The 17,655-nt window shown below is 46.3% G+C and carries 13 protein-coding genes and 1 other annotated feature; of the genes, 3 read left to right on the top strand and 10 right to left on the bottom strand.

From position 1 onward, the window contains the following. Positions 1 to 175: 175 nt before the first annotated feature. The 6 genes from NO352_RS20360 to NO352_RS20385 form a co-directional block, all read right to left on the bottom strand. Positions 176 to 1,660: an ABC transporter substrate-binding protein gene (locus NO352_RS20360; RefSeq protein WP_268620965.1), complete on the bottom strand. Its 1,485-nt coding sequence runs from the start codon at positions 1,658 to 1,660 to the stop codon at positions 176 to 178. 103 nt (positions 1,661 to 1,763) lie between these two features. After that, on the bottom strand, positions 1,764 to 2,687 hold the full coding sequence (locus NO352_RS20365; RefSeq protein ID WP_040735609.1) for a carbohydrate ABC transporter permease: 924 nt from the start codon (positions 2,685 to 2,687) through the stop codon (positions 1,764 to 1,766). A gap of 11 nt (positions 2,688 to 2,698) precedes the next feature. Further along, positions 2,699 to 3,637, bottom strand: coding sequence for an ABC transporter permease (locus NO352_RS20370; protein WP_163979942.1), 939 nt, complete (start codon positions 3,635 to 3,637; stop codon positions 2,699 to 2,701). 149 nt (positions 3,638 to 3,786) lie between these two features. Beyond that, positions 3,787 to 5,358: a response regulator transcription factor gene (locus NO352_RS20375; RefSeq protein WP_171416101.1), complete on the bottom strand. Its 1,572-nt coding sequence runs from the start codon at positions 5,356 to 5,358 to the stop codon at positions 3,787 to 3,789. 79 nt (positions 5,359 to 5,437) lie between these two features. Continuing rightward, positions 5,438 to 7,408: a sensor histidine kinase gene (locus NO352_RS20380; protein ID WP_268620964.1), complete on the bottom strand. Its 1,971-nt coding sequence runs from the start codon at positions 7,406 to 7,408 to the stop codon at positions 5,438 to 5,440. Positions 7,409 to 7,736: 328 nt separating this feature from the next. Continuing rightward, complete coding sequence (locus NO352_RS20385) at positions 7,737 to 8,165, bottom strand: OsmC family protein (protein WP_289356650.1); 429 nt, start codon at positions 8,163 to 8,165, stop codon at positions 7,737 to 7,739. Between the two features lie 305 nt (positions 8,166 to 8,470). Between NO352_RS20385 and NO352_RS20390 the strand changes: the two genes are divergently transcribed. The 3 genes from NO352_RS20390 (at position 8,471) to NO352_RS20400 (ending at position 11,839) form a co-directional block, all read left to right on the top strand. Further along, the gene (locus NO352_RS20390; RefSeq protein WP_171416096.1) at positions 8,471 to 9,346 is read left to right on the top strand and encodes a C40 family peptidase; all 876 of its coding nucleotides are present in this window, start codon (positions 8,471 to 8,473) and stop codon (positions 9,344 to 9,346) included. A gap of 414 nt (positions 9,347 to 9,760) precedes the next feature. After that, positions 9,761 to 10,606 (top strand): sugar phosphate isomerase/epimerase family protein, encoded by an 846-nt coding sequence (locus NO352_RS20395; RefSeq protein ID WP_289356651.1) that lies wholly within the window; start codon positions 9,761 to 9,763, stop codon positions 10,604 to 10,606. A 108-nt stretch (positions 10,607 to 10,714) separates the two neighbouring features. Further along, positions 10,715 to 11,839, top strand: a complete 1,125-nt coding sequence (locus NO352_RS20400; protein WP_289356652.1) for a Gfo/Idh/MocA family protein — start codon at positions 10,715 to 10,717, stop codon at positions 11,837 to 11,839. Positions 11,840 to 12,039: 200 nt separating this feature from the next. Here the strand turns inward: NO352_RS20400 and NO352_RS20405 are convergent, their stop codons facing one another. The 4 genes from NO352_RS20405 to NO352_RS20420 form a co-directional block, all read right to left on the bottom strand. Further along, positions 12,040 to 12,378 (bottom strand): DsrE family protein, encoded by a 339-nt coding sequence (locus NO352_RS20405; protein ID WP_005544944.1) that lies wholly within the window; start codon positions 12,376 to 12,378, stop codon positions 12,040 to 12,042. 122 nt (positions 12,379 to 12,500) lie between these two features. Beyond that, entirely contained in the window at positions 12,501 to 14,168 is a 1,668-nt protein-coding gene (locus NO352_RS20410) for a glutamine--tRNA ligase/YqeY domain fusion protein (RefSeq protein WP_289356653.1), read from the bottom strand. A gap of 143 nt (positions 14,169 to 14,311) precedes the next feature. Beyond that, a complete protein-coding gene (gene ilvA / locus NO352_RS20415; RefSeq protein WP_005544949.1) occupies positions 14,312 to 15,577 on the bottom strand; it encodes a threonine ammonia-lyase IlvA in 1,266 nt (421 codons plus the stop codon). A gap of 142 nt (positions 15,578 to 15,719) precedes the next feature. Next, positions 15,720 to 16,035 (bottom strand) — a binding site (T-box leader). A gap of 173 nt (positions 16,036 to 16,208) precedes the next feature. After that, positions 16,209 to 17,492: an MFS transporter gene (locus tag NO352_RS20420; protein WP_289356654.1), complete on the bottom strand. Its 1,284-nt coding sequence runs from the start codon at positions 17,490 to 17,492 to the stop codon at positions 16,209 to 16,211. Positions 17,493 to 17,655 lie beyond the last annotated feature (163 nt).

Raw genomic sequence — 17,655 nt, forward strand, 5'->3', positions numbered from 1 at the left:
GATTAGGATGTGAAAAAACAACCAATTGTTTGTCTAAAATAGAACACAATCAGGTGAAGCGAAGCGCTTCACCTGATTTGGATACAAAGGGCTATTCATTTCGCTTTGCACGTTGTCGTCATGCTCTAGTTGTCAAGTCTGCTGCTGGACGAAACTCATTTACGCCCGATATGGATTACTTCTTGGATGCTTTCCATTCATCCAATTGCTTTTGCATTTCAGCCATTACTTTGTCCAAGCCAGCTTGCTTGAATTTCTCAATCGCTTTTGGAACGTAGACTTTAGGATCCACGGAACCAGTAAACAAAGATGCATAGAATTCTTCTTTTACGTTTGTCAAAGCCGTAACTTCTGATTTCACATTATCAGCATTGAAGTGGAAGCCGAGAAGCGGCGCATTTTTCGCAGCATCGTTGAACTTCGCGAATTGTTCCCATTTATCTTTAGGGTCAGTAGGCAACTTATCCAAGATAAAGAAGTTACCAAGTGTAAATGCTGGCATATCGTAGCCCTCTGTCTTAGCAGGCAAGTATTCTACTGTGCTATCATCGATACGTTTGTAGTGAACGTCTTCGATACCGTTGTTCACCAGGTTGCGCAAGTACTTGTCAGAGTTAAGCAAGTTCAAGAATTGCATTGCTTTCTCTGGGTACTTGGAGTTCGCGGAAATACCGTGCATGGAACCCATTACAGACCAGTTGTATACATATGGCTCAGTGTAAGGTGTAGATACAACTGGGTAGCCCAGCGTTTGAGACCATTGGTTGTCTGCGAACGGTTGAGTGTCCGGCATATCAACGAACCATTTGCCTGTTTTCATTTCATCGCCGTTAGATGCTGTAGCTGCATCTTTCTTCAAATAACCTTTTTTGTAGTAGTCATGCATGGTTTCGAAGCTCTTCATCATATCTGGTTGTTCCAAAATATTAACTAGCTTCAAGTCATTCGTATCTGTCAGCGCCACGCCGATTGGCAAGTTTTCGTTCACCAAGTCGTAAGGAATGCCGAATTTGAATTGCTTATCAGCAGACACTGGATACAATCCAGGCTCTCCTGCTTTCACTTTTGCAAGTACTGGCTCCAAATCTTCCAACGTCTTGATGGATTTGATGTCGATATTGTACTTATCTACATATTGCTTGTTGAAGCGGAATACTTTTTGAGCCGGAAGCTCTTTATTTACAGGAATCGCGTATGTTTTACCTTCAATTTTTGCACCTTCCAAGAAGGATGGGTGAACGTTTTTCTTAATATCTTGGCCATACTTGTCAAGCAGTTCATCCAGTTCGTAGAACGCGCCTTTTTTAGCGTTTGTTACATAATCAAATGCCCAGGAACACGTGAAAGCGATATCAAAAGGTTCCCCAGAAGCGGCGATTACTTGCATCTTTTGGTTGTAATCGCCCCAGTCGAACATTTTCATTTTGATTGTTGCACCGATTTTTTCTTTCGTGTACTCGCTGACTTTTTCCATTACTTTGTCAACGTCTTTTTGCGGAGTACCGATCGTGTACCAGATCAGTTCTACTGGCTTTTCGTCTTTTTTGTCTCCTGATGTGCCAGCCGCTTCTTCTTTTTTACTTCCGCAACCTGCGAGAACCAAAGATGCGACCATGATGAGGCAGAATGTCATCATCAGCATTTTTTTTGCCTTAGCCATTTTGTTACCTCCCCTTTTTGAACCACGCTGGATGTTTATATTATTTCCAGAGGCGGCAAGATCATTTGCCGCCGTCCGGGAATAAACGTTATGGTAGTAAGAATTATTCTTTTACTGCACCAATCGTCAAGCCTTGAACGAAGTAGCGTTGGAAGAATGGGTAAGCACATGCGATTGGCAATGTTGCCAGTACGACGAGTGCCATCCGTGTTGCTTCCTGCGGCAACGTTCTGAGCATTTCGAGCGATTGACCGGATGAGTTCAACTGAGCGTTTGACAGCAAGAACTGCATACTGTTCTCGATGCGCATCAGCATGGACTGCAATGGAACGAGCGACGGATTGTCGATATAGAGCAAAGCGTTGAACCAGTCGTTCCAGAAGCCCAATGTCGCGAACAAACCAATTGTCGCAATCCCCGGCAAGGAGATTGGAAGTACAATCGTAATGAATGCCCGCAATTCGCCAGCACCATCGATCTTCGCGGATTCGATAATCGCATCCGGTACTGTCGTGTTATAGAACGTACGCATGATGAGTACGTAGAACGCGTTCATAATAAGGGGCAAGATAAGCGCCCAAATCGAATCCTTCAAGCCCAATACTTGCGTGATAACCATGTACGTCGGTACGAGACCGCCGTTGAACAGCATCGTAAAGAATGCGATGAAGGAGAAAAATCCACGGTACGAGAAATTCTTGCGTGATATCGCATAAGCATACAAGCTAATAACCACCAAGCTGATCAACGTACCAACTAATGTAATGAAGATCGTAATCCCGTAGGAATTGAGCAACTGATCTCCTGCCTTGAAAATGTACTCATAAGCCGAGAAGCTCCATTTTTCAGGAAACAGTGTGTAGCCCTTGCGTGCCAATGATTCTTCATCCGTTAACGAGATGACGATAACGAAGAGGAATGGGTAGACACACATAAGAGCGAATGCACCGGCGATAATATTGAACAACAGGTTCGTACCTCTGGACAACTCATGAACGTCACGATGTTTAGTCTTACGCAAAGTCATTCCCCCCTAACCTAGAACAACGCATTGTCTTTGTTGAATTTTCGAACGATCCAGTTCGAGGTCATGACAAGAATGAATCCGACTAATGATTGATACAAGCCAGCTGCCGTACTCATTGCAATTTCCCCTGTCGCCTTCAAACCGCGATATACGTAGGTATCGATTACGTTCGTTACCGCATACAACGGACCAGAATCACGCGGGATTTGATAGAACAAACCGAAGTCTGCGTAGAAGATCCGTCCCACAGCGAGCAGCGTCAAGATTGTAATAAGCGGAGTAATGGCCGGTAATGTAATGTGGCGAATTTGCTGCCACTTGTTCGCTCCGTCAATCATCGCTGCTTCATAGTACGTCTTGTCGATGCCGACAATCGCCGCCAAGTATACGACACTGGAATAACCTACGCCCTTCCAAATATTCAGGAATACAAGGATGTAAGGCCAGTACGTCGTATCGGAGTACCAGGACACCGGGTCTTTGCCCATCCAAGTCAGGAATTGGTTCAATACGCCTTTATCTACACTCAAGAAGCTGAATGTAAAGTAACCGACGATAACCCAAGACAAGAAGTGAGGCAGGAACATCCCGGTTTGATACAATTTTGCCAACCGTTTATTCACAATTTCGCTCAAGATGATTGCCATGGCTACGGCACATACGAGACCGAGAACAATGAAGACCAAGTTGTATAGTATCGTGTTTCTTGTAATGACGTAAGCGTCATTCGTTTTGAAAAGGTATTCAAAATTTTTAAACCCTACCCATTCGCTCTGCTGCAAGCTAGCAAGGAAGCCGTCTCGGCTGAAACGATAGTCCTTGAAAGCGATCACAGTTCCGAACATTGGCAGGTAGGAGAAGAACAAAAACCACAAGGCTCCCGGAAGAACCATTAGTAGAAAGATCCGATTGCGGTTTAAGCTCCGAAAGGCGTTCTTGATGAATTGCATCCGATCATCCCCCGTTGCTGTGTTGTACTTATAGGGTAACTCAACTGATGCGCTTCCAATAGTCAATAAACTTTAGATTTGGTGTACAAAATAAAGAAAGGGCTTACACGGCGTCACTTCACCATGGATGCCCTTTCCAATGCTGGTTATTATGACAATTCTTTCGCTGCACTATGAATCTCTCGGTACTCCTTCGGAGAGATGCCAACGTACTTTTTGAACTGCTTGTAGAAGTAGCTCTTATCCCAATATCCAACCTTGGCTGCAATATCCGTCATTCGATAATTGGTTCCCGTCAACATTTCCTTTGCCTTGTTGATCCGTGTCTTATTCAAATAATCAGAGAACGTGGATTGAACCTCCTTCTGGAACAACTGTCCCAAATAGACCGGGTTAATATTGTACACCTGACTGAGCGTCTTAAGCGACAGCTCCTCGGCATAACGCTCTTGAATATCATGCAGCACCTGTCTGACAACAGGGCTCATATCCTCCGGTTCGTTCATCAGCTCAATGACATGGGCAGCAACTTGCAAGACATGATCCTTCAAGGCTTCCAGTGTCTGAATATGATACACATCATCGAACCAGTCCCTCTCATCGTTCAGTTGCAATACCGATGACCCCTTCACAGACTGCTTCCAAGCGATGAGCAGTTCCACGGCAAAGTTCCGCATATCGCGCGGAGTGACGCCATCTGTATCAGACAATCGTTCAAAGTCCGCTTCAAGCTGCGTATTCAACCCGTCCTTATCTCTCGCGTACAGAAGCTTCACATACGGCTCCGTCTCTGGCTGAACCGATGCCGGTCGCGACGAACGATAGCTTTCGATTTCATCGCAATCTATAAGACTGTCATCCACTCTAACAAGATGGTACGGCTGTACCTGCTTTGCATGATCGAAGCTGACAGAAGCCTTGGCGTATCCCTCCTGCACGCTGCCCACGGTCACTTCAAGCACGGATTGCAGCTTTTGCTCTGTCTCTGCCTTCCATCGCAGCAGCACCTCGATTGCTTCCTGCTTGTCCTCTCGCTTATACAATCCAAGGACAATTGCCGTTTCTCCATCCCACTCGCGAACGCAAAATCCGCCAAACTTCTCTTCCAATAGATGCTTCGCCTGAGTAGCAACCTCATCCTGCTTCATATAGTCCATTTCATTGTCCTTCCGCACCTCTGGCCGAACAAGTACAACCATATAATAAGGATGAACGAAATGGAGATCCAACAAATCTGCCCGCTGCTGCAGTTCTTCCATATGAATCCGGTCACGCAGCCAGCGGAATAATACGTTATCCCGCAAGATGTCGCGGTTATGAAGCTCCACCATATGGTGCATGCGCGATTGATCCAGCTTCTGTACCGTGTTCTCTAGTGTAGAGCGGAATTCATCGATGTTGATCGGCTTCAGCAGATAGTTCTCGACTCCGTGCTTAATCCCTTCCTTTACGTACACAAACTCATTATATCCACTCAATATGATGAAGCGCGTATGCGGATGAACCTGCTTCACCTTCTCAATCAACTGCAGTCCTGTCATCTTGGGCATCATAATATCCGTCACAACCAAGTCGACCGGGTGATCCTTCAGAAGATCCCAAGCGGCCTCCCCATTTTCCGCTTGCCCAACAATGCGGAGTCCATAGTCATTCCACTCTAATATAGATTGCAATCCTTCAATAATAAACGGTTCATCATCGACTAAGAATACATCGTACATCTATATCCCCCCAACTCTAGTCACACGAAGTTTGCTTTTCATGATGAAGTAGTGGTACTAGAAGTGTTCATCCACGCTATTATTGCAGCGGCACCCGGACGGTCGCCGTTGTACCTACGTGCAAGGTACTGTCTATCGTCAATCCATATTGTTCACCGTACAGAATGCGGAGACGTTCCTGCACATTCTTTAATCCGAGTGAGCCATGATCCTGAATATTCGGCTGCTCCAAATCCCTCTGAATCTCCTGCAATCGTTCTGGTTCAATCCCTTTTCCATTATCCGCCACCCGAATAATAAGTTCACCCTCATCCTGAGCAACCTCAATGCGGATATGATTATCATTTCGATCCAATACAATGCCATGGACAAGATAATTTTCAATTAGTGGCTGAACCGACAGCTTCATCGTATTATAGCCGCCAAGCCGTTCATCCATTTGAATGGTAAATTGCAGCTTGTCGCGGTAACGAATTCGAGTGAGCTCTAAATACCGGCGGCAGTTTTCAATTTCTTCATTTACCGTGATGATTGTCTTGTCCTTCACCATATGGCGGAACATCGCTGCCAAACTGTAGATCATTTCCCCAACATCATGAGCGCCTTTGGATACGGCCCGCATACGGATTACTTCTAATGTGTTATATAGGAAGTGTGGCTTGATTTGCGCCTGCAAGGCAATCAATTCCGCATGCTTTTGCTTTAGTTCAGACTTATAGACCTTATTAATGTACTGTTTCAAGTCCTCACACATCTGGTTAAAGCTTCCCGCGATAAGTCCCAGTTCATCTTCGCGTGTAACCGGAAGCCGTACATTCAGATTGCCTTCCTGTACCTTCTTCATCGCCATTACAATCGTCTGTGTACGGCGGGATAAATGGAGCACGGAAAGGTACGTCACCATCAGAACAGCAAAGATACAGAGAGTCGTGACGATGCCAATCGTGTTCTTTAATCCTGACAAATGATCAGTAATAGCCGCCTCCGGGAGTGCGCCTACGACATACAACCCCAGCTTGTTCGTCTGGGAGACGGTTACATACGAGGACTTCCCATTCAGTTCAATCGACTGCGGCTTATTCCGTTCAAGCTTGGACAGCTCATCCACATTGGCCCATTTCACCGCATCCTGGTCTTGCGAGGAGGGGTATATTACATCCCCCTTCTGATTCAGCACGAGCCATTGCTCGCCTCGAAGTGAGTATCCGATCTGACGTCCAATTCCGTTCGTATTGAAATCAATCGTAATGTGCCCTGCTGTCAGCAGGGATTCCGGGCTGCTCACACGATTCGTGACACTAATGAGCGGCAGCTTCTCGGATTCCGACTGAATCACATTTTCCTTCATGGGAATTGGGCCTTGCCCCTGCTGCCCCTGTTGCCCTAGCCGCTTCGTCTCCTCCTGTTCCATCATATCGACCAAGCGATCAGAGGGGCGAAACACAGGCATATCCTGTATATCGGCCGAATTATCTTCCTTTTTACTTTGCTTCATATAAGAAGTAACTCGCTGTCCGAAACGATCCATTTTCCACTGCATATTCACCTGCGGATCCTGACTCCAGTCATAGAGACCGCCCTTCGCTCCATCGCCAGTATACATATAAGCGAACTGCTTTGTAGGACTGATAAGATTAATATTTTGCAGGTCAGGATCCTTCCAGAATTGGAGCATAAAAAATTCCTGCATTTTGCGCACATAGAACACATTGCTGGAACTGTAAGCATCCAAACGATAGCGGATATACTGCTCATACCCTTCATTCAGCAAGTAGACTGTGTCCTGAATGAGCAGATTATCCTGGTACACCTGCTGTACAATCGCCTGAGCAAGGTCGTTCTTCTGATCTATATAGCGGTTAATGGTATCCACCGTACGCTGCTGCTCCATCAAGGCATTGCTGACATCTTTACGCGCAAAAAATTCATAGGCGAATACGGATACCGTTACTAATGAAGCAACCGCAATCAGTGAGTACATCGCAATTAATTTATTAAACAGCTTCTTTTTAAAGTGCTTCTGATACATTTGGTGAAACGGTTTCAACAAGGCTTATACCCCCATCCCTTGTCGGCACACGAGCTCGATAGCGGTTCGGTACCGCTTTCTTTTTCTTGTTTAGCACATCCACACCTGAAAGATTGCCATTCAAACCAGATGCGTCTTACTCAAGCTTTATAATATCATAATCAATATATTGAACATAACTCTAAGTGTAAATCTATTGTTGCTGGTAGTTCTGTATCTTGATCCTACTTCTATGATTACATATATACAACACAAACGATATCTTTTAGAATTATCAATATATTCCAATTGGGGATACATAACGAAACCCAGCCTCCCTAAGGAAAGCTGGGTTTTATTGCGGCATCATTCAGCCATTCGCAAGCTGATCGGAGAAGTAGATTTCAATTTCCTTATTTATAAGGCGGAGCAATGTACAGCGATTCCGTACCGCGCCGAATAACTCGTCGCGCTCTCCCTGATGAAGCCCATCTGCGTGAATGAGGAACGTAATATATAGAAGCTTGCCCTCGCCACTCCGTTCATCCACCGCGTCTACGTGAAGAGACTCCAAATTCCAAGCCTTCTCCGTCACATAGGCACGAATCGATTCTGCTACTGCAAATGCTAGGCTCATCATCCATAGGTCAAAAGGCCCAGCTACCACACCTGCTTCCGAAGTCTCTCCTGCCCCTTTCAAGAGGATTTGAGCATCGCCACAGCTTCCTGCCCATTCATTCGGTTTCATTTCCTTTACATGAACTCGCACAACTGTCACCTCTCCTCTACCCAATTCCATTAGCACAGTCATCTCCGCGCCCAGCTTGGGTTTGCTTAAACTGTTTCCAGCAAAACTTCAATCCTATTGCGACACGATTTTTTGTCTACTTACATTTCCATCTCATTTTTTTGCATTCTCCATCCGTCTCTTTATCCTCATTTCCCTTGCTGCAAAAGGGTTAACACTTCGGTTACAGTTTAGTTACAGTTTTGTCATTTTCAATACTTCCAGACTATTGCCAGCTTTTTTAAAATTATGTTAGTCTGGTTTTGTCGATTTTTTAGTAATCAATTTACATTTTTAACAGCTGAGGAGGAGATGTAGTGAAGACCGCCATACGGACTGCCCTTGCTGCAAGTGCAGTCATCGGATGCTTGCTGTTTGCAGACAGCTCACTAGGCACAAAAGCCTTTGCTGCTAGCGAAACGAAGCAAGCCACGATCCACGTCAACGGAAATGCCTTACAATTTACCGATATTATACCCATTATTGATGAAAATCAAAATATGTATGTCCCAGTCCGCAGCTTTGCGGAGCAAATGGGTTACTCCCTGTCGTGGTCCGCTGTCAACTCCAGCGTGAACAATATTGAAATTTCGAATGGCACAACGACTGTCCGTTTTCGTTCAGACAGCGCTTCTGCCGATGTGAATGGCGATACAATTAACATGGGCGGGAATCCTTGGGTATACAAAGATAATACATATATTCCGTTTCGCTTTTTGATGAACTCATTTGATTTGGATTTTGTGTGGACACCTGATTATTTAAATAGCATCCCTCGCATCGATCGCAGCCCGCAAAAAAAGGTTGCTGCTACGTCATCTGCACAAAGTGTGGCTTCCCGCATCATTAATACCGGACGCAGTTACTTAGGCGTTCCTTACGTATGGGGCGGAACATCACCAAGCGGCTTCGACTGCTCTGGATATATTCAATACATCTACCGCAAGCACGGGGTATCTTTGCCGCGAACATCTCGCGAGATGTATAGCGCAGGGTATCGGGTGAGCAATCCAATACCAGGCGATCTCGTATTCTTCGCGAGCAACGGAAGCACAATCTCTCATGTTGGTGTCTATATTGGCAACAACCAATACTTGAATGCTTCTTCAGGTAAAGCTTATCAAGTCGTTGTGACCAGCATGTCGTCCGCATGGTCCAAGCGCACTTATGTAGGTGCCAAACGCGTTCTGTAATAATCATACGACTTTTTTAGCCCGCATTAAATGCGGGCTTTTTATTGTCTCCCTACCTTTATAAATACAAGAGATACAAACAAATATGATCAAGACTACACAACCGTTGTGTTTCATCATGTATCCCTTATGCAGTCTTCCAATACTCTCCTATGCTCATGATAGTAACAATCGCCCTGAACTAAAATTTACAAACGTCCGTATTCTGAAGGTACAGAGCGCTCAAGTATAAATTTGGCATGAAAACGGTGTCATTATGACGGAATTGGCACATTGTCCGCTTTAACATTATCTGCTACTCTCGAATCAAACTCACTTCCTGTACCTTCCACAGATGAATTGCCGAGTTTCAAGTTCAGCATTCCATTGATACGAAAGAAAGCTTATCACCTTTCGCGCTTAAGGAGGAACAGCATGAAACTATCTATTGGCGGATTTTCATTCAATAATTTGCGAGTCGAGGGCAAGATGGACATCTTCGCCTATATCGAAACCGTCTATAAACGATATCAATTACAGGGTATCGATTTCTGGAACGCATTTTTCGCTGATACGACACGCCCGCTATGGCAGATTGCGGATGACGATATGCTGCACCGAATTCGACAAGCTCTTGTTGAGCGTGAAATGAATCTCGTCAACATTGCGGTCGATCGGGCCCATATTTGGGATCCAGATCCTGAGATACGAGAGGCGCTTCATCAAAATGCCCTCGCCCATCTTCGTGCAGCCGAAATTATGGGCGCACAATCCGTGCGAATCGATGCTGTTCTGCATGGGGACGACGTGCTCAGTGATGAGGCGCTTGAATATATCACGATGCGATATCGTGAATACGCACAGCGTGGCGCTGAGGGGGGATACTGGGTTGGACCAGAGAATCATACCGGCTGTTCGCTGCAGCCTGATACACTGGTTCGTATCTCTGAAGAAGTCAATCATCCGAATTACGGCATTCTGCTCCATATTGGCCGCTGGAAGCCGCCTGGTGATTCCTTCTCGATTCGCAACGCCACGCTGGGAACATGGGATAGCTATGCAATCGAGGGCGACCTACAGGCAGCGCCATGGGTACGACATACCCATGTAGATTACCGATTGATTGAATCGCCAGATGCCAAGGATCGGTTAGCATCGCTCAAGAACGCCGGCTACAACGGATATTGGGCAATTGAATACAATGCGCCGTATGATCAGTTGGCTGCCATGGATGAGGCTATTGGGAAGCTGAAAGGGCATCTGGCTTCACTGTCTGCGTAACAAGTAGGCATAGTGCATTACCTGTTCTGGCGCCGCATTCCTTCATAGGGTGCTCTCACATGCAGCCAATCAACTTAGAACGGAGAGTAAAGGGGATAACGAATAACGATGGAATCAAAGCGTATTGCCGTCATTGGAGTAGGTCAGATTGGCAAGCATCATCTGGATGAATATGCCCGCGTCGGCGGTGCAGAAATTGTTGCGCTGTGCGATGTCAATGAAGCTGAGGCACGCCGTGTAGCCGAGCAATATCAAGTCCCTCACGTATATACGGACTTCCGCGAGCTGCTGAAGCGTGACGATATCGAGGCCGTCGATGTATGCCTGCACAACAACTTCCATGCACCAATCACCATTGCTGCATTGGAAGCAGGCAAGCATGTCTATTGCGAAAAGCCGATAGCAGGCTCTTATTTCGACGGAGCAGCTATGATCGAGGCCGCAAAGGCAACTGGACGCATGCTGCATATTCAACTAGCTACCCTGTATAATGCGGAAACAAAAGCCGCAAAAACATTAATTGATGATGGGCAGCTCGGCAAGCTGTACCACGCCCGTTCAACCGGCTTCCGTCGCCGCGGACGCCCTTATGTCGACGGGTACGGCACACCGGCCTTCACCCAGAAGGCAATCGCTTCTGGCGGTGCCTTATACGATATGGGCGTCTATCATATCACCCAGCTTCTGTACTTGTTAGGCATGCCGCAGGTTACCCGCATCAGCGGCCAAACCTATCAAGAAATGGATATGCTACAGGAGCGCCGAGAAATTAGCAAGTTTGACGTAGAAGAGCTTGGTGTCGGCCTTGTGAAGTTCGAGGGTGGGCTAACCCTTGATATTATCGAAGCATGGGCGATCTATCTGGACGGCTTTGAAGGCAGCAGCATTGTAGGCTCGAAGGGCGGGCTGCGCATGCCATACCATACGAGTCAGGCCCAGCATCCATTCACCTTCCATAATACCGTGTCGGATATGGACTTCAATACGGCGGTGGATGTGCATGCGATGAACCACCGCAGACACCTTCTTAACCCAAATGAATGGGCGTATGACTCTTCCCAAGGACACTGGATCGCGGCATTGAAAGGCATTGTACCTTTGCTTCCTACTGCGGAGTTGGCGTTGAATACGATGCTGATAAGTCAGGGCATCTACATGTCTAGTTCACTCGGGCGTGAAGTAACCGCAGATGAAATCATTACCGGGTCGGTATCTACTGCAGTCCATATTTAAGGATTTCCATACCTTTGCCCGGTGTTACGGCATAACGAAAAGGCAGGATCATGGTGGTGCATGATTCTGCCTTTTTCCTTGATTCTGATGAACCGCTGCATCTGACTTACTAATTCTCATCTCCGATGACAAAAAACCGGACTCTCCGAAGAGAATCCGGTCGATGCAGCTAAGATAAGCTGTCGGTATCCATCTATAGATTATCCGATAGTCAAGACCTCGTGCTTGGCAGCAAGCTCAACGAACGTACCCATACCGGAAATCTCCCCTGTTGTTAGAGTATCAGCAATCCCATAATGATCGACACAAGTTTTGCAGGCAAGCACCGGCACGCCAAGCTTCTCAATCTCAGCCAGTTGTAAGGACGCCAATGACTGTGAAGTCAAGGCGAGAACGCCGCGATTCATGCAGAAAACTGCTACTGGAAGCTCTTCCTGTTGTTTAACGAGCGTCAGGAAGGTTTCCAAAATTGTGGCGCCGAGACCATTCTCAGCAGCACCAATTGTATCTGATGTCAGTAAAATGACTTTGCCTTTCATAGAAAGACCTCCTTCATCTTCGCGCCTGCACGATGTGCCGTCTGTCCAATCGGCACAGCATCAGGTGTCCTTCTCGCGTCAAGATGCGGCGCTTACAGGAACATTAACATTCCTGATTCTTCTTATTGCTTCGGCAATGCGAACGAGCTCTTCAACGAAACAGTTAAGTTGAATACCGGCTTACCAGGAACGGAATACTTCGGATCAACATTGAAGTAGCCATGACGGAAGAATTGGAACTTGTCATGCGGCTCCACATCCTTCATATTCGGTTCGATGAAGCCTTGTTCTACAACAAGCGAGTTCGGATTAATGCGCTCCAGGAAGGTAGCGGATTCGTCCTCATCCTCTTGCTCGTCAAGAATAAGCGGCTCGTACAAGCGGAACTCAGCAGGAACAGCATGTGTAGCATCTACCCAATGGAGCGTTCCCTTTACTTTGCGGCCTGTAAACCCGCTTCCGCTCTTCGTTTCAGGATCGTACGTGCAATGGATTTCCACTACATTTCCGTTTTCGTCCTTCACGAAGTCATTGCACTTGATGAAGTAAGCATGCTTCAAGCGTACCTCATTGCCTGGGAACAGGCGGAAGTACTTGCTTGGCGGATTCTCCATGAAATCATCTTGCTCAATGTAAATTTCACGCGAGAACGGAATTTGGCGAACGCCCATTTCCGGATTCTCTGGATTTACTTCTGCATCCAGCCATTCTACTTGTCCTTCCGGATAGTTCGTAATAACGACCTTCAGCGGCTTCAATACACCCATAGTCCGTGGCGCCTTCAGCTTCAAATCCTCACGCAGGAAGTGCTCCAAATATTTAAAATCAATCACACCGCTCGATTTCGTTACACCAATCTCTCGGCAGAACGTACGGATAGACTCTGGTGTAAACCCGCGACGGCGAAGACCGGATACTGTAGGCATGCGCGGATCGTCCCAGCCGTCCACAACATTCTCGTCTACGAGCAGCTTCAGCTTACGCTTGCTCATGACCGTATTCGTCAGATTCAGGCGCCCGAATTCATATTGATGCGGTGTTTTTTCCATCTCGCTTTGCTCAACGACCCAGTCATACAATGGACGCTGATCTTCAAACTCAACTGTGCAGATGGAATGCGTTACACCCTCAATGGCATCCTCAAGCGGATGCGCGAAAGCGTACATCGGATAGATGCACCATGCATCGCCTGTATTGTGATGTGATGCATGAGCGATACGATAAATGACCGGATCACGCAAGTTAATGTTCGGTGATGCCATATCGATTTTGGCGCGAAGTACTTTTTCCCCGTTGCTGAATTCGCCATTGCGCATACGAGCAAACAAGTCCAGATTTTCCTCAATTGAGCGATCACGATAAGGACTGTTTTGTCCAGGCTCAGTAAGCGTTCCGCGCGTCTCACGGATTTGATCCGCGGACAGGTCGTCAACGTAAGCCAGACCTTTTTTAATCAGTAATACGGCACGATTGTACATTTCTTCGAAGTAGTCGGATGCAAAATAGAGTCCGTCCCACTTAAAGCCGAGCCACTCTACATCCTCTTTAATCGACTCGACGTATTCCGTATCTTCCTTTAGCGGGTTCGTATCATCGAATCGCAGATGCGCACGACCCTTGAACTCACGCGCAAGCTCAAAGTTCAAGCATATCGACTTCGCATGTCCGATATGCAAATAGCCGTTCGGCTCAGGCGGAAAGCGTGTAACGATATTGTCTACGCGGCCTTCCTGTAAATCATCCACAATAATATTGCGGATAAAGTTGGAACTATGATTCGGATTGTCCACCAGTCATCAACCTTTCTTTGCCCTAACACACTTTGTTTATAAATATACCCGTATCGTCAAGCGAGTTCAACACCGATTGTCCACTTACAACGTACTGCACGTGCGCAATGAACCGCCGACATTCCCTGATCCAGACGCTTCTTCTATACCAGAAGATCGAACAGCGTCTTATCCTTGTTCACTTCAATGTATTGGATGCCCCTTTTGTTCATCCTTTCCACAAGCGGCTCGTAATCTTCCTTATACTTCAGCTCAATACCGACAAGCGCAGATCCATTATCTTTGTTATGCTTTTTATTATATTCGAATCGGGTAATATCATCGTTCGGTCCCAGCACGTCTTGCAGGAACTCCCGAAGGGCGCCTGCCCGCTGCGGGAAGTTGACTGTGAAGTAATATTTCAAGCCTTCATAAATGAGCGAACGCTCTTTAATTTCCTGCATCCGATCAATATCATTATTGCCGCCGCTGATGACACATACGATCGTTTTGCCGCGAATCTGATCCCGATACAAATCAAGTGCCGCGATCGGGAGAGAACCAGCAGGCTCGACTACAATTGCATTTTCATTATACAATTGAAGAATCGTTGTACATGCCTTGCCCTCTGGCACCTGAATGACATCATCCAGTAAATTGGAGCAAATGTCATAAGGAAGCTGACCGACGCGCTTCACTGCCGCACCATCGACAAACTTGTCGATCGACTCCAGCGTGAGCACTTCCTTACGTTCAAGCGCTGCCGTCATCGACGCGGCTCCTTCTGGCTCTACGCCTACAATGCGAGTCGATGGGCTGACGGTCTTCACATAAGTGCTTACGCCTGCCGCCAATCCACCGCCGCCAATTGTGACGAATACATAGTCTGCCGCGCCTTTCAATGACTCCATAATCTCCATGCCTACTGTCCCGTTGCCCGCAACGATATAAGGATCATCAAATGGATGGATGAAGGTGCTTCCCTTCTCCTCACAAATGTTCATGGCTGCTTCATATGCATCATCATACGTATCCCCAGTCAGTACAACATTGACGTACGATCCGCCGAATCGCTTCACCTGGGATACCTTCTGACTTGGCGTTGTGCTCGGCATCACGATCGTACCCTGAATTTGTAGCGTTTGGCAGGAATAGGCCACGCCTTGTGCGTGGTTGCCTGCACTTGCGCAGACGATGCCGCGCTCAAGCTCCTCATCTGTCAGATGGCGAATCATGTTGTAGGCACCGCGAATCTTGAATGAGCGGACAATCTGCAAATCCTCACGCTTCAAATAGACGTTGCAGTCATACTTAGCGGACAATATCGGGTCACGCTGAAGCGGTGTCCGAACGATGACTTCTTTGAGCACGTGATGTGCACGAACGATATGTTCCATAGTAACTGCATGTGCTGCTTGGGTCGTTTCCATTGTCGGTTCCTCGCTTTCGATCGAATATACGTCATTTGTATACCATGATAATGGAAGTTCAAAAAGATCGGTTCCTGTTTCACTTTGTAATCAAAAGTGATCGGTTTTAAATAACCTATAAAAACAAAAAAACTCATCCCTGGAAAGGGACGAGTTCGATCTCGTGGTACCACCCTTGTTCTGCAACTGGGCATCACCGAACCATCATTCGAAGGTATCGATTGCACGCTGCTGCAGCGCTTGGCCGCGCATTCATTTATCGCGAATCCGAATAACGGTGGATGGCCGTCCTTGCTTATTTCGCACTTGCGCCATACGTTAAGTTTATACACTGCGCAGATTGGGTTCAGCATGGAATCTCGGAGAGGATATTCGGCCACGCCAGCCATCGACTCGCACCACCCGTCGACTCTCTTAAGACTGCTTCATAGCGTACTCGTTCTCGTCATCAATTGTTAACCTGTCTGGTAACTATTATCCCTTATTATGAACATGCGGCGCACCCGATGTCAATGGGCCGCAGCAGTTGTTCCTAAGTTGTTCCTACTATATCTGTACAAGCAGGACGCTTGTATACCGATCAAGGACGAAAAAGAGATCCAGTATAAATGCTCTCGCCCCTGGGGGAACATTAACCTTCTGTCCCCGTACCCTGTTGAAGATCAGCATTCGAAGAAGACTTGCGCTTCATCAGGATTGGAAGCATAACGAGAATACCTAGAATGAACAGCGCTGCCGCCGAATTATACATAAAGGTAAGGGACGTCATATTCTTAATTAGACCAGACAAACACATGGTCAATACCATAGCCCCCATGAACATCGGACTGAGTATGCCGTTGACACGACCAATAAACTCACCCTCTGTATTTTGCAAAATCAAGGTATTAATCCCAATTTGAATAGATGGCAGGAACAATCCACTAATAATCTGAGCTACAAAAGTTAGCCACAACTGAGTAGAAAAACCAGTTATTACCATACTGATAGTACTCATTAGCATACCTATTGCCAACATATGCTGGGGCAGAAGTTTTTTAGACAACACCATGGCAAGTGCTCCACCGACAAGCATCGCTCCACCATTCGCCATTAGTAAATATCCCATATAAGTTTCTGGCAGCCCTAATCGTTCTGTCACTAGGAATACCACCATCGGCTGGATAAGCCCGATTGCCAATCCTGCAAAAGCAAAACAGCCTCCAAGACATTTCAACATTCGACTTTTTATCACATAACGGAAACCTTCGGCTAACTCCGTCATCACATTAGTTTCCGTTAGTTGTCTATTCTCCTGATGATCTGCAGGCAGAAACATCAGAGACACCGCTGATAAAATAAAGGCTATCGTTGTAATTACAAGAGAAGTTTTTATTCCATACTCTTGATAGACCAACGTTCCTACGATAGGCCCAATAACCATAAACAGAGCAACCATCGTCTGGAAAATCGACATCCCTGCCTGTATCATACTCTCCGGAACATGCTGTTTGAACAGCTTCATGGTAGAAGGCTGGGAAAATTGAGACAAAATAGCTGAAATGAAAGTCGTGAAAAATACAGCGTGCCAATCTCCTAATACAATCGTCCACATAACTACGAAAACAGATAGGGCACTTAAGAAGTCACACCATATCATGGTTCGCTTCGGACGCCAACGATCTGCAAAAGTTCCTCCGATAAAGGAGAAAATAAAGATAGGGGCAAATTCGGCAACATAGACCATTGAAATCGAAAACGAATCCCGATTCGTCATTTCGGTCACAAATAAAATAACGGCAAAGTTCCGTACCCATACACCAATTTGCATAAATAAACCTGCAACCATTATGGCTTGTACAAAGCGGTTGCGGAATAGACCAAATACCGACTTACTCTCTTCTGACTGTGCATGTTCAGATTGCACGGCAGTCATATTACATCTCTCCCTCCAAAATAAATAAATCAGGGCTCTTTCTCTCTAATCTAACCATGAACTCCATTAGTGTACGTGAATTAAAAAAAGATCTCAATCGGTTCCTAGACGGATATTTATGGACTTTTCGTAAAACAATTTGTTCAAAAAAAATGCACATTCA

The organism is Paenibacillus sp. S-12 (assembly GCF_030363895.1).
GTDB lineage: Bacteria > Bacillota > Bacilli > Paenibacillales > Paenibacillaceae > Paenibacillus_B > Paenibacillus_B alvei.

Bases quoted from the DNA above. Each gene is read 5' to 3' on its own strand.
- NO352_RS20360 (WP_268620965.1), bottom strand. From the start codon at position 1,660: ATGGCTAAGGCAAAAAAAATGCTGATGATGACATTCTGCCTCATCATG.
- NO352_RS20365 (WP_040735609.1), bottom strand. From the start codon at position 2,687: ATGACTTTGCGTAAGACTAAACATCGTGACGTTCATGAGTTGTCCAGA.
- NO352_RS20370 (WP_163979942.1), bottom strand. From the start codon at position 3,637: ATGCAATTCATCAAGAACGCCTTTCGGAGCTTAAACCGCAATCGGATC.
- NO352_RS20375 (WP_171416101.1), bottom strand. From the start codon at position 5,358: ATGTACGATGTATTCTTAGTCGATGATGAACCGTTTATTATTGAAGGA.
- NO352_RS20385 (WP_289356650.1), bottom strand. From the start codon at position 8,165: ATGGAATTGGGTAGAGGAGAGGTGACAGTTGTGCGAGTTCATGTAAAG.
- NO352_RS20395 (WP_289356651.1), top strand. From the start codon at position 9,761: ATGAAACTATCTATTGGCGGATTTTCATTCAATAATTTGCGAGTCGAG.
- NO352_RS20400 (WP_289356652.1), top strand. From the start codon at position 10,715: ATGGAATCAAAGCGTATTGCCGTCATTGGAGTAGGTCAGATTGGCAAG.
- NO352_RS20405 (WP_005544944.1), bottom strand. From the start codon at position 12,378: ATGAAAGGCAAAGTCATTTTACTGACATCAGATACAATTGGTGCTGCT.
- ilvA (WP_005544949.1), bottom strand. From the start codon at position 15,577: ATGGAAACGACCCAAGCAGCACATGCAGTTACTATGGAACATATCGTT.
- NO352_RS20420 (WP_289356654.1), bottom strand. From the start codon at position 17,492: ATGACTGCCGTGCAATCTGAACATGCACAGTCAGAAGAGAGTAAGTCG.